Here is a 22962-nt window from a genome sequence, read left to right on the forward strand (position 1 = left end):
AACAGATCGCCGTATGGACGGCCTCGTCCGCGCCAGATGCCTATGCCGCCCAGCCGTCGTGGTGCAAGCCCGACACTTCTTGCGTATCGACCACCTCGCGCATAAAGTAAGCATGGCGCTCGGCGGATGCTAGCCCCGCTACCTGCTTGAACCCTTCAAGATACATGTCGGTCCCATACCCGTCACTGCGGTTCGCAGCAGCGCGTCAGCATGTCCAGGGCATCGAGTATCACGTTTTCAGGCCAGTCTTTCCGCGTGGCGGTGAGCAAACCTGCATGGCATCGAGCACGGCGCGCCCGTCGCGCTCGATACCGGCGAGGATGGCATCCGTGATTTACGCCCTATCAATCCGCCTGCCACGCGATGCCGGCCGGCTGCGCGCCGCCTGTCCTGAAAAATTCGACAAAGGCCCGCTGGCATTGTTCCACCTCCACGCACCAGGCCTCGGGATATTCGTCCACCTGGCCATTGGCCAACAGATAGCTGCAGACGCCGTCTGCCTCCTCGTCGCCCAATGTATGAAAACTCAGGTCATCCTGCCCCGACAGATACATCAGCGAGGCATTGCCACCATTGCGCAACATGCACAGGGCCGGGCCCTGTTCCGCACCCGTGGCCCTGGTCAACCATAATTGACATTGCGCCAGCGCGCGCGCCTCGCGCAGCGCTTGTTCCAGCGCAAGGATGCTATCGATCACACGCGACTCGCCGTGCAGATTCAGTTCCATGCTCACGCCTGTTCTCCATTGCTTGCGCCGCTCAAATCGTTCATCGCCAGCGCTGTGCTCAGGTACAACTTGCCGCCCAGCTCTTGCAGCAGGCTGCTCTGGCGCAAGCGGTCCATCACGGGTCCCTTCACTTCGGCCAGGTTCAGGCTGATGCCGCGCTTGATCAGCACGCCGTTAAGCTCGATCAAGCCCAGCAAGGCTGTACTGTCGATCTGGTTGACAGCCGACAGCACCAGCACCAGGTGGCGCGCCGTCGGATGGGCACGCAATTCATCCTCGACACGCTCGGTAACAGCTTCCACATTGCCGAAGAACAGGCCGGCGTCTATGCGCAGTAGCAAGACGTCCGGCAAAGTTTGCGCCTCATAGCGTTCGACGTTGCGGAAGTGCTCGCTATTCGGGATGCGCCCCAGCACGGCGATGTGCGGGCGGCTGGCGCGCCAGATCAGGGTGCCCATCGACAGCAGCACGCCGATCACCACGCCCGCCTCCACGCCCAGCACCAGCACGCCGGCCGTCGTTGCCAGCAGGGCCAGCGCATCGCTGCGGTCGTAGCGCCATGACAATTTCAAGGTATCCCAATCGAGCAGGCTGGCCACGGCAAAGATAATGGTGGCCGCCAGCACGGGCAGCGGCAGCAGCGCCAGCCAGCCCGTGGGCGCCACCAGCGCCAGCGCCAGCAAACCAGCCGTGATGATGCTGGCCAGCGGCGTGTTGGCGCCCGCCTGGAAATTGACGGCCGAACGCGAGATCGAACCGGTGACAGGGAAGCCGCCCGACAGCGCGCTGGCCACGTTGGCCGCGCCCAGGCCCAGCAATTCGCGATTCGTATGCAGTTTTTCGCCGCGTTTTTGCGCCAGGGTCTGGGCGGCCGACATGCTCATCAAAAAGATGATAAAAGCGATCAAGAGCGCCGGCGATAGCAAGGTGCGCCAATGGGCGCTGGACGTGGCCAGGTTCAGGCCCGGCAAACCGCTGGACACATGGCCCGTCGTCTGCACCCCCATCGTTTCCAAGCCGCCATAGGCGACCAGGCCGATGCCAGCCAGCACCAGCACCATCGGCGCCAGGCGCGCGCCCACATCAGCCGCCACCTTGTTCAAGCCACAGCGCTGCAGCAGGCGCGAGGCGTAGCGCTTGGCCAGAAACAGGAATAGCAAGCCGGACAGCCCCAGCACGAGGCTGGGGGCATGCCAGTGAGGGATGCTGGCGCCCAGCAAGGGGGTAATCTGTCCCCATATAATCAGGATCGCGGCGCCATTGCTGAAACCGCTGATCACGGGACGCGACAAAAAACTGGCCATGAAGCCCAGGCGCAGCACGCCGCACAGCAGCAAGACCAGGCCGCTGATGAAGGCCAGTTGGGCGGCCAGCACAATGTACAGGGAAGAACCGGGGTCGGCCAGCGGTGCCAAGGCGGCGGCCGTCATCAGCGAGACGATCGCCATGGGACCCACCGACTGCGTCATGCTGCTGCCGAACAAGGCATACAGCACGGGCGGCAGGATGCTGGCGTAGATGCCCACCACGGGCGGCAAGCCGGCCACCAGCGCGTAGGCCATACCCTGCGGCACCATCATCATGGCGACAACGATACCGGCAGTGATGTCCCCGGCCAACAGTGGACGCCGGTATTGCCTGAGCCAAAGCAGCATGATGAAATCCCAAAATCTGAAAACCGAAGCCTATCATGCGTTGAGGCCGGCTAACAGGCGTACTTGTCAACTATGCTCAGTCTTGCTGCGATTGCGCCTTCCTGGCAGCAAGGATCTGCACCGACAAGGCCGCATCAACGACGCAAAGGGCCAGCAGCCTGGCGACCGCCTGCTGGCGCCGCGCATGCGCCGCTCGGCTTATGCCGCTCCCAAAAATCATGTCCATCATCTTATAAATTGACGCCTGTTTGCGCCATTCTGTTAGCGAACGCACGGTTGGCGGCCGCTGCCGCGCCGATACTGAATCTTCGTTTCCACGGAGGCCAGCATGAACGAGAACAAGGAGCAGTCTGCCGGTAACTTGCAGCGCAGCATACAGCAGGAGCAAGATCACCGCGACGCCGCCGCCATAGACAAGCGGGACAGCAAAGCACCGCTGCCAACGGGCAGCCGCAGCCAGCCTGCCCCTCCCCTGCCCGCCCAGCATCTGGACAAGCCCGGCATCGAAGCGCAGATGCAATTGAAACCGCGCTTCCTGGCGCCCGACTACTGCGGCAGCGGCAAGCTGACCGGCATGGTGGCCATCATCACGGGTGGCGATTCTGGCATCGGCCGCGCCGTGGCCGTGCTGTACGCCCGCGAGGGGGCCGATGTCGCCATCATTTACCTGAATGAACACGCGGATGCTAACGAAACGCGCCGCTATGTGGAAGCGGAAGGCCAGAGCTGCCTGCTGATCCCCGGCGACGTGCGCGAGCAAGGCTTTTGCCGGCAAGCAGTGCGCGAGGTGATGGAACGGTACACGCATATCGACATCCTGGTCAACAACGCCGCCTTCCAGGAACACGCCGAATCGCTGCTGGACCTGAGCGAGGAACGCTTCGACCTCACAATGAAGACCAATGTCTACGGTTACTTCCACATGACCAAGGCCGTGCTGCCCCATTTGCAGCGCGGCGCGGCCATCATCAACACCGGGTCCGTCACGGGCTTGCATGGATCCAAGTACTTGCTCGACTATTCCACCACCAAGGGCGCCATCCACGCCTTCACCATGGCGCTGGCCGGCAACTTGCTTGAAAAAGGTATTCGCGTCAACGCCATCGCGCCGGGCCCAGTCTGGACTCCCTTCAATCCGGCCGACAAGACGGCAGAAGAAATCCGCACATTTGGCGCAGACACTGACATGCGCCGCCCGGCCCAGCCAGAAGAGTTGTCACCCGCTTACGTCTTTCTGGCCTCGCCCGCCTGTTCCAGCTACATCACGGGCATCGTCTTGCCCGTCACCGGCAGCGTGGGGACATAGGGCTAGGCACACGCCCAGGGAAAGCAGCACCGGCACAGCGCAACACGGGGCCACCTACAGCGTACCCGGAGGGGAAACGCCGTGCAAAAATGCATTGACTTTGCTGCGGCTCCTCGCTAACTTAAGCATACAGCATGCCGCCCGGCAAGCCTTCTCACGCGTGGGGAAAAACATGGATGCCGAGTTAGATCAGCTTATCCTCAGCGACGCCCCCGGCGGCGTTGTCATCACGAACGAAGTCCATGCCATCGTGCGCTGGACGGCCGGGGCGCAGCGCATCTTCGGCTATGCCGACGAGGAGGCACTGGGCTCTATGCTGTGGGAATTGATCTCGCTGCCGACACAAGCCGAATCGATCCCACTGATCGACGAAGAGCTGACCGTGAACGGCTGCTACGACCGCGAATCGCTGCGGCGGCGCAAGGATGGCGAACTCATCTACGTTGACGTGGCGTGCCAGTTTGCGCGCACTGGTGCGGACGGCCGCCGCTACCTCATTTCCACCATGAAGGACACCACCTTGCTGAAGGCGGCACGCGACGCCCAGTTTGTCGATGCGCGCTACCGCGTGCTGTTCGAATCGACGCCGGACAGCGTGATCATGGTCAACGCTACGGGCGCCATCGTACTGGCCAACTTGCAGGCTCAGCGCCTGTTCGGCTACGCGGAAGGCGAATTGAACGGCAGGCAAATCGATAGTCTGCTGCCGCAGCGGCTGCGCCATGCGCACGTGGCACACCGTGCCGGCTATTTCGACCAGCCACGCGCGCGCACCATGGGCGCCGACCTGGAATTGCTGGGCTTGCGCAAGGACAAGGCCGAGTTTCCCGTCGAAATCAGCCTCTCTCCCATTCAGACCGAGATCGGCACCTTCGTCATCAGCGCCATCCGCGACGTCAGCGACCGCCGCCGGGCCGAGCAAAAGTTTCGCGGCCTGCTCGAATCGGCGCCGGACGCCATCGTCATCGTCAACAGCGACGGTGAAATCGTGCTCGTCAACTCGCAGACGGAACGGCTGTTCGGCTATTCGCGCGCGGAGCTGTTGGGACGCAATGTGGAAGTGCTGATCCCGGCCCGCTACGCGCACGATCATCCGCGCCATCGCCATGCCTTTTCCACAGCGCCACGGGCGCGCTCCATGGGCGCAGGGTTGGAACTGTACGGCTTGCGCCGCGATGGCAGCGAGTTTCCAGTCGAAATCAGCCTGTCGCCGCTGGAAACAGATGAAGGTGTGCTGGTTTCGTCGGCTATCCGCGACATCTCGGAGCGCAAGCGTATCGAACGCACGCTCAACGAACAGAAAGTCGAACTGGAGCGGGCCAGCCAGGCGAAGGACCGTTTTCTCACCAGCATGTCGCACGAGCTGCGCACGCCGCTGAACGCCATCCTCGGCTTTGCCCAGTTGCTGGCCAATGAAGCATTGCCCGCGACCGTGCTGCAAAAGCGCACCTTCGTGCAAAACATCGTCACCTCGGGCCGCCATCTGCTCACTTTGATCAATGAAATCCTCGACCTGGCGAAGATTGAATCAGGCAGCCTGAGCATGTCGATGGAAGCGGTGACGCTACCGGCGTTGATCGAGGAAGTGCGTGTGATGATGGAAGATCAGGCACAGCAGCGCCAAATCGAGCTGCTCTTTCCAACTTGCGAAGCGCTGACGGTGAGGGCCGACCATACTCGCCTCAAGCAAGTCCTGCTGAACCTGCTGTCGAACGCCATCAAGTACAACCGTCCGGCCGGCACGGTGGCGCTGGAAATTTCGCAGCCCGATGCGCTGCGCGTGCGCATCGCCATCCGCGACACGGGCAATGGACTGGACGATGCGCAGATGGCCGAGCTATTTCAGCCGTTTAACCGCCTGGGGCAGGAGGCCGGCAGAGAAGAAGGCACAGGCATCGGCCTGGTTGTCACCAAGCGCCTGGTCGAGCTGATGGGAGGCCGCATGGGCGTGCACAGCTGCCTCGGCGTGGGCAGCATGTTCTGGATCGAACTCGACACCATGATCGCGCCACCCGACAGGGCTACGCGCCATACGGAGGGGCTGCCCCAGCCCCCTGGCGGCGCTGTGGATCATGCCGGCGGCAAGGCCCTGCTACTGTACGTGGAAGACAATCCGGCCAGCCTGCGGCTGGTGGAAGACATCGTCAGCTTCCTGCCCCATCTGCGCATGATTTCGGCCACCGACGCGCGCCAAGGCATCGCGCTGGCGCTGGAACAGCGCCCCGATGTCATCCTGATGGATATCAACCTGCCCGGCATGAATGGCAACCAGGCACAGCGCATCCTGCGCGACGATACGCGCACCGCGCATATTCCCGTCATCGCCCTGACGGCCAACGCCATGAAGGGCGACATCCGGCATGGCCTGGCCACGGGCTTTTTCCGCTACCTGACCAAACCGGTCGAGATTGCCCAGCTCAATATTGCCATCGACGAAGCCCTGCAACTAAAGCGCGCCACCCTGCCATTCAAGCCAGAGGAGTAAAGGCCAGCTTTTTCGTCGCCGTATCGTAGCCTTGCGCGCATCGGGCATGGCCGGTTGGGGCTGCCACGTGCCCTTGTCATCGATGATGAACTTAGCCACGCCATCCTGTTTTTCGGCGGTCATACCTTGCAGCAAACCTTCAATATTGGCATAGGCAGCCGGTGCTCTTGCACCTGCAGGCGCGGGCGTGACGGCGACATTGCGCTTGGCTGGATAGGCTTTCAAGGCCGCTTTCATGACGGCCCCATGCGGTGAGGCTGGCATCGACTCCGGGCCGTGACAGGCGATGGCACCTTAGGCAAGCTGACAGAACGCCTATCGCGGCAAATGTAAGTGTTTGTAATGACCCAAAGAATCAGTCAACGATATTGCCGCACGGCGCGTTTTTGGCTCAGTGACAGGGGAAATGCTTCTCCTGAACTACCACCCACTTCTGAAGGAACTGCACCATGAAAAACCGCATTTTCAAGCTGAGCGCTACTCTGATCGCCGGCTTATTCGCCACCGCAGCCTTTGCTCAAACGCCAGCCGTGCCTGCCAAGGCCGAAGCCAAGCACACCAAGGAAGTGGCAAAAGCAGAAGCCAAGGAAACCAAGGCCGTGGTGAAAGCCGACGCCAAGCAAGTCGCCGTTGCCGCCGATGCAAAAGCCGATATGGCCAGCGCCAAGGCCGATGCCAGCGCCACCAAAGCCAAAGCCCATGACAAAGCGGAAAAAACCAAGGCCAAAGCTGACGAAGCCAAAACTAAAGCGACCGCAGCAGCAACCAAATAATCCATTCAGCGCCTTTTCTGCGCCACAAAAAAAAGACAGCTTCGGCTGTCTTTTTTCGTCTTCACACTCACATAAAGCACCATCAGTCGATAAAACACATGATTGTAAGCAAGTGTAAACAAGGTCAACGATAAGCTTTCGGGGCGCGTTTTATGCTCAGTGACACGGGAATCATCCCGGCACCAACAGACATACCAGACAAACCACCACTGAGGACTGCACCATGAAAAAAAGCATTTTCAACCTGAGCGCCACCCTGATCGCCGGCCTGTTCGCTACCGCAGCCTTTGCCCAAACCCCTGCAGCATCGGCTCCCGCCAAGGCGGAAGCGGCCCACACGGCGGCCGTGGCCAAGGCCGAAGCCAAGGAAACCAAGGCCGTCGTGAAAGCCGATGCCAAGCAAGCGGCCGTTGCCGCCGATGCAAAAGCCGATATGGCCAGCGCCAAGGCTGACGCCAAAGCCAGCAAGGCCAAGGCCCATCACAAAGCGAGCAAGGCAACAGTGAAAGCCGATGCGGCCAAGGCAGACGCCGCAGTTGCTGCCACACCGGCAAAGTAAAGGCTGACGCCTCCAGCAAAAAGACAGTTTCGACTGTCTTTTTTTTCGCGCAAAATACTCCCCACCCCGCACCGGCGGCCATGTGCATGACCGAAAATGACGATGACAACGAGCAACATCCAAACTAAGACGATGTAAAGATGTGACAAAAAATAACGCTTTACAGCCACAAAAAATTCCCATCCTGGCGTGCGCTCCAATATAATTGAGAACAATTCTCATTCTCATCCTTGATTCAGGAGCCGTTTCAATGCCAGGCTACACCGCACCGTCCACCCTCACTACGCTGTCATTGCGCCCGCTGGCCATGGCCATTTCACTGGCACTCGGCGCCGGCATGGCGCATGGCGCCGCCAGCGCACCAGCCGATGACACTGGCGATGAAGCGCCAGTGATGCAAACCATTACCGTGACGGCCAGCAGCGACGCGAACGCCTACACGGCGCGCAACAGCGCCTCGGCCAGCAAGTTCAACCTGTCGCTGCGCGAGACGCCGCAGGCGGTTTCCGTGGTCACGCGCGCACACATGGACGATTTCAGGCTCGACAACGCCAGCAAGGTACTGGCGCACACCACGGGCGTGACGGTAGAAGCGGTGGAAACGGACCGCAGCTATTACACGGCGCGCGGCTACGACATCACCAACTTCCAGTTCGACGGCGTCGGCATTGCTTTCGTTTTCGGCCTTGTGATGGGCGACCTCGATACGGCGCTGTTCGAGCGCGTCGACATCGTGCGCGGCGCGAACGGCTTGATTTCCTCGACCGGCAATCCGTCGGCCACTGTCAATTTCATGCGCAAACGCCCCACTCCGGACCTGGCCGCTTCCGCTGGCGTCATGCTCGGCTCCTGGAACACGCGCCGCCTCGATGCCGATGTATCGACACCGCTCAGCGACGATGGCAAGGTGGCGGCGCGCTTCGTCGTCGTCCACGAAGAGGGCAACTCGCACCTGGGCCGCTACTCGCCGCGCAAAGATGTCGCCTACGCCATCGTCGAAGCGAAACTGACAGCCGATACCAGCCTGGCCCTGGGCCACAGCTACCACAATAGCCTGGCCAGGGGCGGCATGTGGGGAGCCCTGCCCATCGCCTACACGGACGGCACGCCGACCAACTATCCGATTTCCACCTCGACTTCAGCCGACTGGTCGCGCTGGAGCATCCTCAATAACAGCAGCTTCGCCGAACTGGCGCACCAGTTCAACGCCGACTGGCGCGTGAAGGCCACCGCCACCTACAACCGCTCCAGCTCCGACTCGAAGCTGTTCTATGTCTACGGCACGCCGGACAAGGCCACGGGCGACGGCTTGTTCAGCTACCCTTCGCGCTATGGCTCTCGCAACAAGCAGCGCCTGCTCGATGTCGCCGCGACGGGAAAATTCACGCTGGCCGGGCGCCAGCATGACATCAGCATGGGAGTCGCCTGGTCAACCTCCACGCTCGACGATGTGTCTTACTACGGCCGCGGCATCGGCACGGCGCTGCCGAATGGCAAGGCGTTCGATGGCGCCTACCCTGAACCGCTGTTCGACGCCTCGACCGACGGCAGCGCCTATAAGGACGAACGCAAGAACGCCTATCTGGCCACCCGCCTCAAGCTGGCCGACAATACCAAGCTGCTGGCAGGCGTCAACGTCGTCAAGGCCGATAGCACGGGCAGCGCGTATGGCGTCAGCCAGGCCAAGTCGCAAAGCGACACCACCCCGTACGTGGGCCTGGTGTATGACATCAACCGCCATGTGTCAGCTTACGCCAGCCACACGGAAATCTTCAACCCGCAAAGCAGCATCGACAGCAGGGGCCAGACCCTGGCCGCCGCCACCGGCAAGAGCCTGGAAGCAGGCCTGAAAAGCGAATGGTTCGACGGCCGCCTGAACCTGTCCGGCGCCCTGTTCAAGACGCGCCAGAAGAATATGGCCGAAGCGGCCGGCACCACAGCCGACTTCAAGACCTTCTATCGAGGCGTCGATTCGCAATCGCAGGGTGTCGAGCTCGATGCCTCGGGTGAGCTGGCGAAAGGCTGGCAAGCGAACGCCGGTTATTCACAGCTGCGCATCAAGGGCGACGACGGCCAGGATGCACGCACCTTCATCCCGCGCAAACAGTTTCATGTGGCCACCACCTATCACGTGCCGGCGCTGCCGACATTCAAGGTGGGCGCCAGCCTCACCTGGCAGGACGCCATCTACAATAAGGTCAACGACAGCACGACCCTGCACCAGGGCGCCTACGCGCAACTGGGCCTGATGGCCAGCTACGACATCAGCCGCAACGTCAGCCTGTCGCTGAACCTGAACAATGTGACGGACAAGAAGCACCTGACCAGCCTGTACTGGACCCAGTCGCTGTATGCAGCGGGTCGCAATGGCAGCGCCACCCTGAGCTGGAAATACTAGGGAGCGGCCATGCGACTGCGTCCATCCATGGTTGTTCTGCACCGCTGGTTCGGCTTGGCGGTGGCGCTCTTCCTGTTCATTTCCGGCTTGACGGGCGCTATCATCTCGTGGGATCACGAGCTCGATGCCTGGCTCAATGCGCAGCTGTTTCATGCGCAAAGCGCCAGCAGCGCCGCTGTGAGACCCGCAAAATCGGGCCTGGAACTGGCGCGCCAGCTCGAGGCGCAGGACCCGCGCCTGCGCGTCAATTACACGCTCACCACGATCGAGCCTGGCCACACGGCCTTGATCGCGGTGGAAGGCCGGCCCGACCCGGCTACCGGCAAGCCCCATGAACTGGGCTTCAACCAGGTGGCCATCGATCCCGTCACCGGCGCCATGCAAGGCAAGCGCCAGTGGGGCGTGGTCTCGCTGACGCGCGAAAACCTGCTGCCCTTCCTGTACAAACTGCACTACACCATGCACATCCCCGAGGGCTGGGGCATCGAACTGGGCGTCTGGTTCATGGGCATCATCGGCATCGTATGGATTTTTGACTGCGCTATTGCGCTGTACCTGTCGTTCCCGAACTGGCGCAGCTGGCGCAAGTCGCTGGCCTTGCGCTGGCGTGAAGGGGGACACAAACTCAATTTCGACCTGCACCGCTCGGGCGGCGTGTGGGTCTGGTTGCTGCTGCTGGTGCTGGCCATCACCTCCGTGTCGATGAATTTGCCAACCCAGGTGATGCGCCCCCTGGTAGCAAAGTTTTCCACACTCAAGCCGAACGCCTTCGACAGCCGCACGCCGCAGCCGCCCGACAAACCGATCGAGCCGCAGCTGACGCGCGAACAGGCCGTGGCGCTGGCAAAAGCGGAAGCGGCCAGGCGAGGCTGGGCATTGCCGGCCGGCGGCGTGTTTTATTCATCGAGCTATGGCCTGTATGGCGTGGGCTTCTTCGCGGCGGACAACGACCATGGCGATGGTGGCCTGGGCAATGCGTGGCTGTACTTTGATGGCCGCGATGGCAAGCCGGCCGGCGGCGTGGTGCCCGGCACGGGCAGCGCCGGCGACATCTTCCTGCAAGCGCAATTTCCCCTGCATTCGGGCCGCATCCTGGGCCTGCCGGGTCGCATCCTGATTTCTGTCATGGGCCTGGTGGTGGCCATGTTGAGCGCGACGGGGTTGATCATCTGGCTGCGCAAGCGCCGCGCACGCGCGGCAAAAGCCGGCAAGGCGGCACTGTCGCTGCATGCCAACGTCAGCCCATAGGCGGCGCAGATGTAAGCGTTTGTAATGAGCGTCAACGCAAGCGTCCGAGGCCGCGTTTTATGCTCAGTGACACGGGAATTATCCCGGCACCAACAGACACACCAGACAAACCACCACCGAGGACTGCACCATGAAAAAAGTAATTGCTACCCTGATCGCCAGCCTGTTCGCTACCGCTGCCTTTGCCCAGACGCCTGCAGCGCCTGCAGCCTCGGTCCCCGCCAAAGTGGAAGCGGCCCACACCAAGGCCGTCGTGAAAGCCGATGCCAAGGAAGCGCAAACGGTCGTAAAAGCGGACGCGAAAGAAGCAAAAGCGGTTGTCGCCGCCAAAACGGACGTAGCGAGTGCTAAAGCGCAAGCGGCCACCACCAAGACCAAGGCGCACCAGAAAGCCAAGCAAACCAAAGCCAAGACTGACGACAAGCTGGCATCGGCCACCGCCGCTGCGTCAACACCAGCGCCAGCGCCAGCCAAATAATTCCGACACACTTTACTGAGCACACTACAACAAGGATTTCAGCATGAAAAAAATTATCGCCACCCTGATCGCCAGCCTGTTCGCTAGCGCCGCTTTCGCCCAGACGCCAGCCGTCGCGCCAGTCGCTCCAGTAGCACCAGTAGCCGTCGTCGCCCCTGTCGCCAAGGCCGAAGCGCCAGCGGCCGCCGTCAAGCCAGCGGCGCACAAAAAAGTACAGCATCACAAGGCGAAGAAGGCCGCAGCGGCAACGCCAGCAGCTTCGCCAGCAGCAACTCCAGCAACTCCAGCGATGGCCGCAGCGCCAGCACCGGCAGCAGCGCCAGTCAAGTAAAAGCGGCGGCAGCAAGCAAAAAGACAGGGTTTCCCCTGTCTTTTTTTTCGTCTACTTTTCGTCTACTTATTTTGGCATCAGCACCGTGTCGATGACATTGATCACGCCATTGGACTGATACACATCGTAGGTACTGATGTTGGCGCTATTGCCGCTTTCATCCATCACGACGATGTTGTGCATGCCGTTCATGGCGAACATCAGCTTGCCGCCGCTGGCCGTTGGCAGGGTCGCCTTGCCATCGTGCATCTTGATTTCCTTGGCCAGGGCCTTGAAGTCATATTTGCCGGGCACCACGTGGTAGGTGAGGATTTTCGTCAGGGTCGCCTTGCTTTCCGGTTTGACCAGGGTCTCGACGGTGCCGGCCGGCAGCTTGCCAAACGCCGCGTTCGTCGGCGCAAATACGGTAAATGGGCCCTTGCCTTTCAAGGTATCGACCAGGCCTGCAGCCTGCACCGCAGCGACCAGGGTTGTGTGGTCGGCCGAATTGACGGCGTTATCGACGATATCCTTGGAGGGAGACATGCTCTTGCCCCCCACCATGGTGCTCATGTCGGCGGCAAAAGGGGCGCTGGCGGCCAGCATGGAAGTGACAAACATTACTGCGGGAACGAAGGTGCGCATGATGATATCTCCTGGAGGACTACGTTTGCATGATTGCAGGAGTATTTACGCAGCCTTTGCGCCAACGGATTCAACTTCCTGAAAAAAAACGGCGCCGTGCAAGTGCACGCCGCCGTTTCCCATACAAATCGCTTGCTGCGGGCAGGAAAACTAGTTGGCCGCCACCTGCGGCTCGACCTCTCCCCAGCCGCCGCCCAGGGCGCGGATCAGTGCCACCGTGGTGACGGCGCGGTTGCCGCGCAACTGCACGGCGTTGCGCTCGATAGCTGCCAGGTTGCGCTGCGCGTCGAGCAGATCGAGGTAGCTGGAACGGCCCGCGTCGTACAGCTTTTGCGCCAGGTCGGCCGAACGGCGCGCCGAGACGACGGCTGCGTCGATCTGCTGCGTCTGGCCCGACAGGATGCGCAAACCGGCCAGGTTGTCTTCCACCTCGGCGAAGGCGAGCAGCACACTGTGGCGATACGTCGCCACCGACTCTTCCAGTTGCGCTTCGCTGCGGCTCACGGCTGCCTTGTTGCGGCCACCGTCGATGATGGGCATCGACATCAAAGCGCCCAGCAGCCAGGAGCGGCTACTCCACCTGAAGATATCCGAGAACGTATCGGAGGCGCCACCGCCCGAGGCGTTCAGGGTCAGGGCCGGGAACATGGCCGATTTCGCCACGCCGATGCGTGCATTCGACGCTTCCATGGTGCGCTGCGCCGACGCGATGTCGGGGCGGCGCTCCAGCAGCGACGACGGCATGCCGGCCGGGATCACGGGCAGGAAGCCACTGTCCTGCAGCGGGTTGACGCTCGCCGTGAAGCTGGCGGCAGGTTTGCCCAACAGGACGGCCAGCGCATGCTCGCTATTGGCGCGCTGGCGCTGCAAGCCGATGGCTTCGGCGCGCACGGTCGACAGCTCCGTGCGGGCACGCGACAAGTCGAACTCACCGATATCACCGAGGTCATAGCGGCGCTGGTTCACATGCACGCTTTCCTCGCGCAGGCGCACCGTCTGCTCCAGTGTCGCCAGTTCGGCATCCGTGGCGCGCAGCTGGAAATACGTCTGCGCCACGTCGGCCTGCAGCGACAGCAGCACCGAGCGGTAAGTCGCTTCCACGGCCAGTGCATCGCTACGCGAGGCGCTGACATTAGCGGCCACTCTGCCGAACAAATCGACTTCGTAGCTGGCCGTCAGGTTTGCCTGATAGACGTTGCTCGCCGCCACCGGCGCGCCGTTCGGCATGCCGAGCGATACGGCGGAGGCGCGGTTGCGCTGGCCACCCACATTCACGCCCACTTGCGGGGTGCGGTCCGCTTCGGCGATGCCGGCAATCGCCCTCGCCTGCTTGACGCGGGCGGCGGCAATGGCCAGGTTGGCATTGGCCTGCGTGGCATCATTAATCAAGCTGTTCAGGGCTGGATCATTGAACGCCAGCCACCACTCGCCGCGCGCCTGGCGTTCGGCCATACCCGTCTGGCCCTGCTTCCAGCGCGTGCCATCGGCTGCCGTCTGCACGACAGGGCGCGTTTGAAACTCACCTTGCGCTTCCTTGAACGCCGCCGGCGTCTCGATCTGCGGCTGCTTGAACTCGGGTGCCGCGCAAGCGGCCAGCAGCACGGCAGCTGCCATGGCGGTCAAGGCCGTGCGCAGCGCTGGCGCCGCACGCTGCGCAGCGATCCGTGTCATCAGATTGGTTTTCAATTTATATCTCCTTCCAGGTCCAGCGCAGGCGCAGCAACAGGCTTGGCGACAGCGACAGCTGGTTTTTTCTCAAAACGCTGCGCCAGGGTGCGCAGCAATACATAGAATACGGGCGTCAGGAACAGGCCGAAGAAGGTCACGCCCAGCATGCCGGCAAACACCGCCACGCCCATGGCATGGCGCATTTCCGAGCCGGCACCGTGCGAGAACACCAGCGGCACGACGCCCATGATGAAGGCGATCGAGGTCATCAAAATCGGACGCAGACGCAGACGGCATGCTTCCAGCGCCGCTTGCACGACTGTGCGGCCATGCTCTTCCAGTTCGCGGGCAAATTCAACGATCAGAATCGCATTCTTCGACGCCAAGCCCACCAGCACGAACAGCGCGATCTGGGTGAACACATTGTTGTCGCCGCCGGTCAGTTTGACGCCGAGCAGCGCGCAGAGGATAGACATCGGCACGATCAGGATCACGGCCAGCGGCAAGGTCCAGCTTTCGTACTGGGCAGCGAGCACCAGGAACACCAGCAGCACGCACAGCGGGAAGACATAGATCATCGTATTGCCGGACAAGATGTCCTGGTAGGTCAGTTCCGTCCATTCATACGCAATCCCCTGCGGCAGCACTTCCTTGGCGATGCGTTCCAGCGCGGCTTGCGCCTGGCCGCTCGATACGCCAGGCGCGGGGCCGCCGTTGAAATCGGCTGCGGCGTAGGCGTTATAGCGCTGTACACGGTCAGGACCATAGCTATCCTTGACGCGCATCAAGGAGGACAGCGGAATCATCTCGCCCTTGTCGCTGCGCACTTTCAGCTGCGCGATATCCTGGGCATGCGAGCGGAATGCCGCGTCGGCCTGCACGCGCACCTGGTAGGTACGGCCAAACTGGTTGAAGTCATTCACGTACAGTGAACCGAGGTTGATCTGCAAGGTCTGGTAAATCGTTTTCAGCGGCACGCCCATCTGCTTGGCTTTTACACGGTCAACGTCGGCAAACAGCTGCGGCACGTTGATCTGGTAACCCGAGAACACGCCCGCCAGTTCCGGCGTCTGGTAGGCCTTGGCGGCCAGCGCCTGGGTGGCGTTGTACAGCGCGTCGTAACCGAGGTTGCCACGGTCTTCAATCATCATCTTGAAGCCGCCGATGGTGCCCAGGCCGTTGACCGGCGGTGGCGGGAAGACCATGATGAAGGCGTCCTGAATGCCGCCCAGGCGTTTGTTGATCTCGGCCGCGATAGCAGCGCCCGACAATTCCTTGCTGCTGCGTTCGTCGAACGGCTTCAGGGTGGCGAAAACGATGCCGGCGTTTGGCGCATTGGTAAAGTCGTTGATCGACAAGCCGGGGAAGGCGATCGTCGATTCGACGCCAGGCACTGACTTGATGACGTCAGACATGCGGCGCACGACATCTTCCGTGCGGTCCAGCGAAGCGGCATCAGGCAATTGCGCAAAGCCCACCAGGTATTGCTTTTCCTGCGCTGGCACGAAGCCGGCCGGCACGGACTTGAAGGTGAAGATGGCGGCCACCACCAGCAGCGCATACACGCCCAGCGAGGCGCTCTTGCGACCCAATACGCCCTTCACGCCCGCTTCATAGCGGTGCGAGGCGCGGCCGAAGAAGCGGTTGAACCAGGCGAAGAAGCGGCCGAAGAGCATGTCCATGCCGCGCGTCAGCGCGTCTTTCGGCGCATCGTGCGGTTTCAAGAGCGCAGCGGCCAGCGCTGGCGCCAGGGTCAGCGAGCTGAATGCGGAAATCACGGTCGAAATGGCAATGGTCAGCGCAAACTGGCGATAGAACTCGCCCGACAGGCCGGGCACGAAGGCGATCGGCACGAACACGGCGCACAGCACCAGGGCGATGGCGACGATGGGACCACTGACCTCTTTCATGGCCTGGATGGTGGCGTCGCGCGGCGACAAGCCTTCCTCGATGTTGCGCTCGACGTTTTCCACCACCACGATGGCGTCATCGACGACGATACCGATGGCCAGCACCAGGCCAAACAGCGACAGCGTGTTGATCGAGAAGCCAAAGCCCAGCATCACGGCAAAGGTGCCGACAATCGACACGGGAACGGCCAGCAGCGGAATGATGGACGCGCGCCAGGTTTGCAGGAAGATGATCACCACCAGCACCACCAGGGCGATCGCTTCGAGCAGCGTATGGATTACCGCTTCGATGGACGAGCGCACGAACTGCGTCGGGTCGTACTCGATGCGGTATTCCACGCCTTGCGGGAAGTCTTTTTTCAATTCGTCCATCTTGGCGCGCACATTGGACGACAGTTGCAGCGCGTTGGCATTCGGTGCCTCGAAAATACCCATGCCGACGGCCGGATTATTGTTCAGCAGCGAACGCAGCGAGTAGCTGTTGGCGCCCATTTCCACGCGCGCCACGTCCTTCAGGTGCGTCACGGCGCCGTCGGCATTGGTGCGCACGATGATGGCGCCAAATTCCTCGGGCGTCTTCAGGCGGCCCTGGGTATTGACGGTCAGCTGGAAGTCCGAGTTTTTTGCTGGCGAGGCGCCGATCACGCCGGCCGCCACCTGCACGTTCTGCTCGCGGATAGCCTCGACGACGTCATTGGCCGTCATGCCGCGCGCCGCTACCTTTTGCGGGTCGAGCCAGATGCGCATGGCATAGTCGCCGGCACCGAAGATCTGGATGTCGCCCATGCCGGGCAGACGGGCCAGCTGGTCCTTGACGTTCAACACCGCGTAGTTACGCAGGTACATATCGTCGTAGCGTTTGTTTGGCGAGACCAGGTGCACCACCATGGTCAGGTTGGGCGACGACTTGACGGTGGTCACGCCGATCTGGCGCACCTCTTCGGGCAGGCGCGGCAAGGCGCGCTGCACGCGGTTCTGCACCTGTGTCTCGGCCTGCTCGACGTTGGTGCCGATCTTGAAGGTCACGGTCAGCATCATGGCGCCATCGGAGGTGTTTTGCGAGGACATGTAGAGCATGTTCTCGACGCCGTTGATCTGCTCTTCGAGCGGCGCGGCGACGGTTTCGGCAATCACTTTCGGGTTGGCACCCGGGTACTGCGCGCGCACCACCACCGATGGCGGCACGACGTCGGGATATTCGGAGATGGGCAGGCCGAATATCGACAGCAGCCCGGCCACGAATATGACGATCGACAGTACCGCCGCGAAAATCGGCTTGTCGATGAAAAAGCGGGAAAAATTCATGTTTATTCCTTGGAAGTCGATGCTGCTTTCGCGGCGATCTTGGCGTCTTTTACTTCAGTTTTTGCGGGGACGAGCGGCGCGGTCGGGTCGAAATCCATGGCCACCATCTGCGCCGTCACGGGCGTGCCGGGACGCACGCGCTGCAAACCGTTGACGACGATCTTTTCGCCCGCCTTCAAGCCTTCGCGCACCACGCGCAAGCCGTCCGAATTCGGGCCCAGCTTGACGGCGCGGTACTCGGCCTTGTTATCGGCCCCCACCACGTACACGTATTTTCGGCTTTGGTCCGTGCCAACGGCGCGGTCGCTGATCAACAAGGCCGTGCTTTGTGCCTGCGGGCCATTGCCGCCGTCGAGCAAGATGCGCGCGAACAGGCCAGGCACCAGTTGGCGCTCGACATTGGCGAAGGTGGCGCGCATGCGCACGCTGCCGGTGGCCGGATCGAGCTGGTTGTCGACGAATTCCAGCTTGCCTTCGTGCGGGAAGCCCGTCTCGTTGGCCAGGCCCACCTTGACGATGACGGGTGTGCCCTTTTGCGCCGTGCCGGCCACCCGCAGGTAGGTATCTTCGTCGCCGTCGAAGCTGGCGTAGATGCGCTCGGTCGACACCACCGAAGTCAGGATGGCGGAAGCGTCGATCAGGTTGCCGACGGTGATTTCGGCCTTGCTGACGCGCCCGCTGATCGGTGCCTGCACCTGCGTGTACGACAGGTTCAGTTTGGCCGCTTCATACGCGGCTTGCGCCGAGCGGGCGTTAGCGTCGAGCTCTTTCACGCCGGAAGCCTTTTCATCAAATTCGCGCTGGGCGATGGCTTTTTCGGCCAGCAGTTTTTCGGCGCGCGACAGTTCCAGCTTGGCCAATTCAGCCTTGGCGCGGGCCGAGGCAGCGCTGCCTTCGGCGCGGGCCGCTTCAGCCTGGAAAGGACGCGGATCGATGACGAACAGCACATCCCCCTTTTTTACTTCGCTGCCCGGCTTGAAGTTGACGGCGGTGATGTAGCCACCGACACGCGAACGGATTTCCACGCGCTCGATCGCTTCCAGGCGGCCCGAAAATTCCTGCGTTTCCGTGATCTGTTTTTGAATAACGGCGGCAGCCGATACCGGTGGACCACCGGCCGCTGGCGCGTCCGGCACCTTGCTATTGGCCTTATCGCAGCCGGCCAGGCTCACGGCCACCAGTCCGGCCAGCGCGAGCGAGGCGGCCAGAGGCTTGAGTAAGATCCCCAAGATCGACAATTGTTGAACATTTTTCATTTTATTTCCCTGATTTATGAAAATTTCTAATGGTATGGGCGACAAAAAGCAACCCAGCTAAAAGCGGAAACTGCAGCGTATGGTGATGCCATGGCGCCCGACGGCGCGCAATCAAAGGTAGACAGGGTGCCAGTTGCTTAACAACAGACGGGCACGATGAAGCTGGCTGTGCGAGCGCACAACGCAGACCAGATGGAAACTACACTGCGCAGTGTAGCAACCGAAACTCAAAAAGTAAACTAATAGGTGTAATTTATTTGCAGTGCCGCAGGTGGTGGCCTCATGACGCCGGCTCCTGCACCAGTCCAGCGACAAAGCTGGCGATTTCGCCCAATACTTGCACCTTGCAGGCGCACTCATTGCGGGCGCCGGCATCTTGCAGCGGCGCGGCGGCCATGCGCCGCACGGTGGTCTTGATGCCGCAGGCGATCAATTTACTGCCATATTGTTCAGCCTCGTCGCGCAATGGATCATCTTCGCTCGACAGGATGAGGGCTGGCGGCAAGTTCTTCAGGCGGCTCGACTGCAATGGCGACGCGTACGGATGACTGCGGTCAGCGGCATTCGGCAGATAGCCACGGTAGGCGGCGGCGCATTGATCGGCCACTTCCGCCGAGTCCGGGCAACTGGGCAAGGAGCGCATGGAGCAGGTCGACAGACCGGGGTCGAGCATGGGCATGATCAGCACCTGGCCCGCGAGGGGCGGTCCGCCCCGGTCGCGCGACATCATGGCGCAGACGGCGGCCAGGTTGGCGCCCGCCTCGATGCCCGACACCACCATCTGCTTGCCCGTCCATCCCAGCTTGGACTTGTTCTTTTTCGCCCACAGCAGCACGGCATGCGCGTCTTCCACGGCGGCCGGGAATGGCCGCACCTTCGCCAGCGTGTAGTTCGCAGCCAGCACTATATGGTCAGGGTTGCTCAGCACCAAACAGCGCAGGAAGTCATCCGCATCGTCCAGGTCGCCGTCGACAAAACCGCCGCCGTGAAAGAAGACGATCAGGCTAGCCTGCTTGGCGCCCGGCACGCCGGCCGTGTAGATGCGCGCGGCCAGCGCATCCTGCGCACCTTGCACCTCGATGTCGCGTATCTTCAGCGCCTGGCCAGGCGCCAGTGCGGCCGCGGCCTCGGCAAAGCTCATTGCGCCACCACCGGCTGCAACGCAACAACGGGTACGCTGTCGTTCAGGCACAACAGGGCGATGCCGCCCACTTCATGGGTCAGGGCGCTGTAGGCATTAGCTTCGCTTTGCGCTGCCTGCGAGTAGGCATCCGTCGATACCATCGCGGCCAGAGCGAGCGCAACCGCCACCAAGGCCGGTACTGCAAAGTTTCCATTCCGATGACCCATGATTTTTCTCCTGTGAACTTCTTGCTGCATCACGTTTATGCTGCAGTACAGCAACTATAGACTTGATCTACAATCTAATAAAGAGCGCAATGACGAATTGATTGTTCAGAATTATGAACAATCAAGCATAAAGTGATAAGGAATCAAGTGAACAAGCTGCAAGCCATGGAAGTTTTCATCCAAGTCGTCGATGCGGGCGGCTTTACGCGCGCGGCGGAAAACATGCAACTACCAAAAGCGACCGTGTCGACCCTGATCCAGTCGCTCGAAGCGAGCCTGTCGGTGAAGTTACTCAACCGCACCACGCGCCACGTCAGCATCACCTCCGACGGCGCCGCGTATTACGAGCGCTGCGTGCGCATCCTGTCGGACGTGCGCGAAGCCGAGGAATCGCTGTCGCGCACGCGCTTGAGTCCCAGCGGACGGTTGCGCGTGGATGCACCCACGGCCCTGGCCAGCGAACTGATCATCCCCGCCCTGCCCGACTTTTTTGCCCGCTACCCCGACATCTCGCTGGAGCTCGGTTGCAGCGACCGCCCCGTCGATCTGATCGAGGAAGGCGTCGACTGCGCCGTGCGCGGCGGTGAACTCGGCGACCTGAACCTGATCGCGCGCCGGGTCGGCGTGCTGCATTTCATCACCTGCGCCGCGCCCAGCTACCTGGCGCGCTATGGCACGCCGTTGCATCCGAAGGACCTGGCGCAGCACCGGGGCGTCAATTTCTTCTCCGCCAAGACAGGTAAGATGTTCGATTGGGATTTTACGCGCGCAGGCGAACGCATACAGATGTCCATACCCAGCCATATCGCCGTGAACGACTCGAATGCCTATGCGGCTGCCGGCCTGGCGGGCTTGGGCATCGTACAAATGACGCATTTCATCCTTGCGCCGCTGATGGAACAAGGCAAAATGGTGGAATTGCTCAATGAATGGGAATCCGACCCGCTGCCCGTCCACGTGATCTATCCGCCCAACCGCCATCTGTCGGCCAAGGTGCGCGTATTTGTCGAATGGGTCGCCGACATGTTTAGCAACCACCCGGCCACGCAACTGAAGGGCAAGAGCAACCTTCCCAGCGCGCGCGCCACCCAGACCGAGGCCCAGCCATGACCGCAACAAACACATCGTCACACCACATCGTCTTCCTCGACCGCGACAGCCTGATCGCCAACGTGCGCCCGCCCGCCTTCGCGCACAGCTGGAAAGAGTATGCGCACACCAGGGGCGGCGAGCAGACCGTTTCCCGACTCCAAGGCGCAACGATCGCCATCACGAACAAGGTGCCGCTGCGCGCGGCCGAGCTGGCGCAATTACCGGACTTGAAGATGATCGCCGTGGCCGCCACCGGCACCGACATCCTTGACCTGGCCGCCTGTCGCGAACGCGGCATCGTGGTGGCGAATATCGACGACTATGCGCGCGCCAGCGTGCCCGAGCATACCTTGGCACTGATGCTGGCCCTGCGCCGCCAACTGGTCGCCTACCGCGCGGACGTGGAAGCGGGCCTGTGGCAGGCGTCGGAACGCTTCTGCCTGTTCGGCCATCCGATCCGCGACCTGGCCGGCAGCCGCCTGGGTTTGCTCGGTTACGGCGCGCTGGGCAAGGCCGTCGCCCAACTGGGGCGCGCCTTCGGCATGCACGTCATCGTCCACAATCGCTCGCCCATCGAAGACGACGGCGTGACGCAAGTGACATTCGACGCGCTGCTGGCCACGTCCGACGTGTTGAGCCTGCACGTGCCGCTGACGGACAAGACGCGCAACATCATCGGTGCGCAAGAATTGGCGCGCATGCAGCCGACAGCCCTCTTGATCAACACGGCGCGCGGCGGCCTGGTCGATGAAGCGGCGCTGGCCCAGGCATTGAAAAATGGCGTGATCGCCGGCGCCGGCTTCGACGTGCTATCGAAGGAGCCGCCGCTGCCCGACAATCCGTTATTGAACTTGCGCCTGCCCAACTTCATCCTCACACCGCACACGGCCTGGGCCAGCGAAGCGGCCATGCAAAAACTGGCCGATATCTTGATTGACAACGTGGAAGCGTTCGCGCGGGGTACGCCCACGCACGTGGTGGCATCAGCGGCTTGAAGCAAATCGACGCGCTGCTGGCCTGAAGGCCGTAGCTCAAAGGGGTGAGCTGCGGCGCGCCTGCCACTCGCGGCGCAGCAAGCCGTACAGGGCCGAATCGCTGACCTGGCCGGCCACGATCCAGCGTTCAGGCAGAAAACCTTCCTTGTTGAAACCCTGGCGCTCGAGGGCGCTGGCCGAAGCGGCGTTGAGCGGGTCGATATCGGCTTCCAGGCGGTTCAGGTCGCGCTCGAGAAACGCGAATTCGATCAGCGCGGACAAGGCTTCGTGCATATAGCCGCGCCCCCAGTACGGACGGCCCAGCGCGTAGCCGATCTCGGCGCGGCGGTTCTGGCGGTGCTCGGAAAACAGGCTGCAACTACCCAGGTATTGGCCCGTCGCCTTGAGCTCGACGGCGAAGCGGAAAAATTCCTCTTTCCCAAATGCGGCGCTATCTTCGGCAATCTGGCGCGTGGCGCGGCTGGCGTCGGTCCATGGCGGTTCGCTGAAATAGCGCATCACCTCAGGGTCGGCATGCATGGCGAACAGGGCCGCCTCGTCGGAGAGCTGCGGCTTGCGCAGGATCAAGCGTTCAGTGCTGATGCTCTTGCTATAAGTCATGACACTCCAGTCTGAAGGCAACAGTCGAATGCTGATTACTCCATGTAACTATAGCAAAATGGCAATTTTGTGGCCCGACCAAAGACGGCGCGTGTATCCTGCCGCCTATCGCCGGTGGGCGTGTCTGCGCCAGCGACGCTGATGCTGACGCCATCAGGCGCCGCTTCCTGCCACGCCAGGCACAGAAAGGGCTTGATAGCG

At 61.9% G+C, this 22962-nt stretch carries 22 protein-coding genes; 10 read left to right on the plus strand and 12 right to left on the minus strand.

Features of this window, described 5'->3' with window-relative positions; genetic code table 11:
- Positions 1–40: 40 nt before the first annotated feature.
- The 4 genes from H4V96_RS13315 to H4V96_RS13330 all read right to left on the minus strand — a co-directional run bounded on the left by H4V96_RS13315 (position 41) and on the right by H4V96_RS13330 (position 2603).
- On the minus strand, positions 41–166 hold the full coding sequence (locus tag H4V96_RS13315; RefSeq protein ID WP_280720996.1) for a hypothetical protein: 126 nt from the start codon (positions 164–166) through the stop codon (positions 41–43).
- A 178-nt stretch (positions 167–344) separates the two neighbouring features.
- Positions 345–728: an Imm1 family immunity protein gene (locus H4V96_RS13320; RefSeq protein WP_196855603.1), complete on the minus strand. Its 384-nt coding sequence runs from the start codon at positions 726–728 to the stop codon at positions 345–347.
- Between the two features lie 2 nt (positions 729–730).
- Entirely contained in the window at positions 731–2383 is a 1653-nt protein-coding gene (sulP, locus tag H4V96_RS13325; protein WP_196855602.1) for a sulfate permease, read from the minus strand.
- A gap of 76 nt (positions 2384–2459) precedes the next feature.
- Complete coding sequence (locus H4V96_RS13330; RefSeq protein ID WP_280720997.1) at positions 2460–2603, minus strand: hypothetical protein; 144 nt, start codon at positions 2601–2603, stop codon at positions 2460–2462.
- 108 nt (positions 2604–2711) lie between these two features.
- Here H4V96_RS13330 and H4V96_RS13335 point away from each other — a divergent pair, with 108 nt between their 5' ends.
- Both H4V96_RS13335 and H4V96_RS13340 read left to right on the plus strand, forming a co-directional pair.
- Positions 2712–3689 carry an SDR family oxidoreductase gene (locus H4V96_RS13335; RefSeq protein ID WP_196855601.1) on the plus strand — a complete coding sequence of 326 codons (978 nt, stop codon included), beginning with the start codon at positions 2712–2714 and terminating at the stop codon, positions 3687–3689.
- A 172-nt stretch (positions 3690–3861) separates the two neighbouring features.
- On the plus strand, positions 3862–6174 hold the full coding sequence (locus H4V96_RS13340) for a PAS domain S-box protein (protein ID WP_196855600.1): 2313 nt from the start codon (positions 3862–3864) through the stop codon (positions 6172–6174).
- Here the strand turns inward: H4V96_RS13340 and H4V96_RS13345 are convergent.
- Positions 6136–6411 (minus strand): hypothetical protein, encoded by a 276-nt coding sequence (locus tag H4V96_RS13345; RefSeq protein WP_196855599.1) that lies wholly within the window; start codon positions 6409–6411, stop codon positions 6136–6138. The two genes, H4V96_RS13340 and H4V96_RS13345, sit on opposite strands and share 39 nt — an antisense overlap.
- Before the next feature lie 212 nt (positions 6412–6623).
- Here H4V96_RS13345 and H4V96_RS13350 point away from each other — a divergent pair, with 212 nt between their 5' ends.
- The 6 genes from H4V96_RS13350 to H4V96_RS13375 all read left to right on the plus strand — a co-directional run bounded on the left by H4V96_RS13350 (position 6624) and on the right by H4V96_RS13375 (position 11961).
- On the plus strand, positions 6624–6947 hold the full coding sequence (locus tag H4V96_RS13350) for a hypothetical protein (protein WP_010399268.1): 324 nt from the start codon (positions 6624–6626) through the stop codon (positions 6945–6947).
- Between the two features lie 223 nt (positions 6948–7170).
- Positions 7171–7506, plus strand: coding sequence for a hypothetical protein (locus tag H4V96_RS13355; RefSeq protein WP_010399271.1), 336 nt, complete (start codon positions 7171–7173; stop codon positions 7504–7506).
- Positions 7507–7756: 250 nt separating this feature from the next.
- Positions 7757–9904, plus strand: a complete 2148-nt coding sequence (locus tag H4V96_RS13360; protein ID WP_196855598.1) for a TonB-dependent siderophore receptor — start codon at positions 7757–7759, stop codon at positions 9902–9904.
- A gap of 15 nt (positions 9905–9919) precedes the next feature.
- Positions 9920–11152, plus strand: coding sequence for a PepSY-associated TM helix domain-containing protein (locus tag H4V96_RS13365; protein WP_280721188.1), 1233 nt, complete (start codon positions 9920–9922; stop codon positions 11150–11152).
- A 130-nt stretch (positions 11153–11282) separates the two neighbouring features.
- On the plus strand, positions 11283–11630 hold the full coding sequence (locus H4V96_RS13370) for a hypothetical protein (RefSeq protein ID WP_196855597.1): 348 nt from the start codon (positions 11283–11285) through the stop codon (positions 11628–11630).
- A 43-nt stretch (positions 11631–11673) separates the two neighbouring features.
- Complete coding sequence (locus H4V96_RS13375) at positions 11674–11961, plus strand: hypothetical protein (protein ID WP_196855596.1); 288 nt, start codon at positions 11674–11676, stop codon at positions 11959–11961.
- A 66-nt stretch (positions 11962–12027) separates the two neighbouring features.
- Here the strand turns inward: H4V96_RS13375 and H4V96_RS13380 are convergent, their stop codons facing one another.
- The 6 genes from H4V96_RS13380 to H4V96_RS13405 all read right to left on the minus strand — a co-directional run bounded on the left by H4V96_RS13380 (position 12028) and on the right by H4V96_RS13405 (position 20074).
- Positions 12028–12546 (minus strand): fasciclin domain-containing protein, encoded by a 519-nt coding sequence (locus H4V96_RS13380; protein ID WP_128089289.1) that lies wholly within the window; start codon positions 12544–12546, stop codon positions 12028–12030.
- A 189-nt stretch (positions 12547–12735) separates the two neighbouring features.
- Positions 12736–14199: an efflux transporter outer membrane subunit gene (locus tag H4V96_RS13385; RefSeq protein WP_196855619.1), complete on the minus strand. Its 1464-nt coding sequence runs from the start codon at positions 14197–14199 to the stop codon at positions 12736–12738.
- A 68-nt stretch (positions 14200–14267) separates the two neighbouring features.
- Entirely contained in the window at positions 14268–17468 is a 3201-nt protein-coding gene (locus H4V96_RS13390; protein ID WP_280720998.1) for an efflux RND transporter permease subunit, read from the minus strand.
- A gap of 2 nt (positions 17469–17470) precedes the next feature.
- Positions 17471–18724 carry an efflux RND transporter periplasmic adaptor subunit gene (locus H4V96_RS13395; RefSeq protein ID WP_196855595.1) on the minus strand — a complete coding sequence of 418 codons (1254 nt, stop codon included), beginning with the start codon at positions 18722–18724 and terminating at the stop codon, positions 17471–17473.
- A gap of 280 nt (positions 18725–19004) precedes the next feature.
- On the minus strand, positions 19005–19865 hold the full coding sequence (locus tag H4V96_RS13400; protein ID WP_196855594.1) for an alpha/beta hydrolase: 861 nt from the start codon (positions 19863–19865) through the stop codon (positions 19005–19007).
- The gene (locus H4V96_RS13405; RefSeq protein ID WP_196855593.1) at positions 19862–20074 is read right to left on the minus strand and encodes a hypothetical protein; all 213 of its coding nucleotides are present in this window, start codon (positions 20072–20074) and stop codon (positions 19862–19864) included. Before H4V96_RS13405 ends, H4V96_RS13400 begins: the two co-directional genes overlap by 4 nt.
- A gap of 147 nt (positions 20075–20221) precedes the next feature.
- On the opposite strand from H4V96_RS13405, the gene H4V96_RS13410 reads away from it, so the two are divergent.
- Both H4V96_RS13410 and H4V96_RS13415 read left to right on the plus strand, forming a co-directional pair.
- The gene (locus H4V96_RS13410) at positions 20222–21184 is read left to right on the plus strand and encodes a LysR family transcriptional regulator (RefSeq protein WP_010399289.1); all 963 of its coding nucleotides are present in this window, start codon (positions 20222–20224) and stop codon (positions 21182–21184) included.
- Positions 21181–22161 carry a D-2-hydroxyacid dehydrogenase gene (locus tag H4V96_RS13415; RefSeq protein ID WP_196855592.1) on the plus strand — a complete coding sequence of 327 codons (981 nt, stop codon included), beginning with the start codon at positions 21181–21183 and terminating at the stop codon, positions 22159–22161. Before H4V96_RS13410 ends, H4V96_RS13415 begins: the two co-directional genes overlap by 4 nt.
- Before the next feature lie 36 nt (positions 22162–22197).
- On the opposite strand, the gene H4V96_RS13420 is transcribed toward H4V96_RS13415, so the two are convergent.
- On the minus strand, positions 22198–22761 hold the full coding sequence (locus tag H4V96_RS13420) for a GNAT family N-acetyltransferase (protein WP_196855591.1): 564 nt from the start codon (positions 22759–22761) through the stop codon (positions 22198–22200).
- Between the last annotated feature and the right edge of the window lie 201 nt (positions 22762–22962).

Source organism: Janthinobacterium sp. CG_23.4 (assembly GCF_029892305.1).
GTDB classification, from domain to species: Bacteria; Pseudomonadota; Gammaproteobacteria; order Burkholderiales; family Burkholderiaceae_D; genus Janthinobacterium; species Janthinobacterium lividum_D.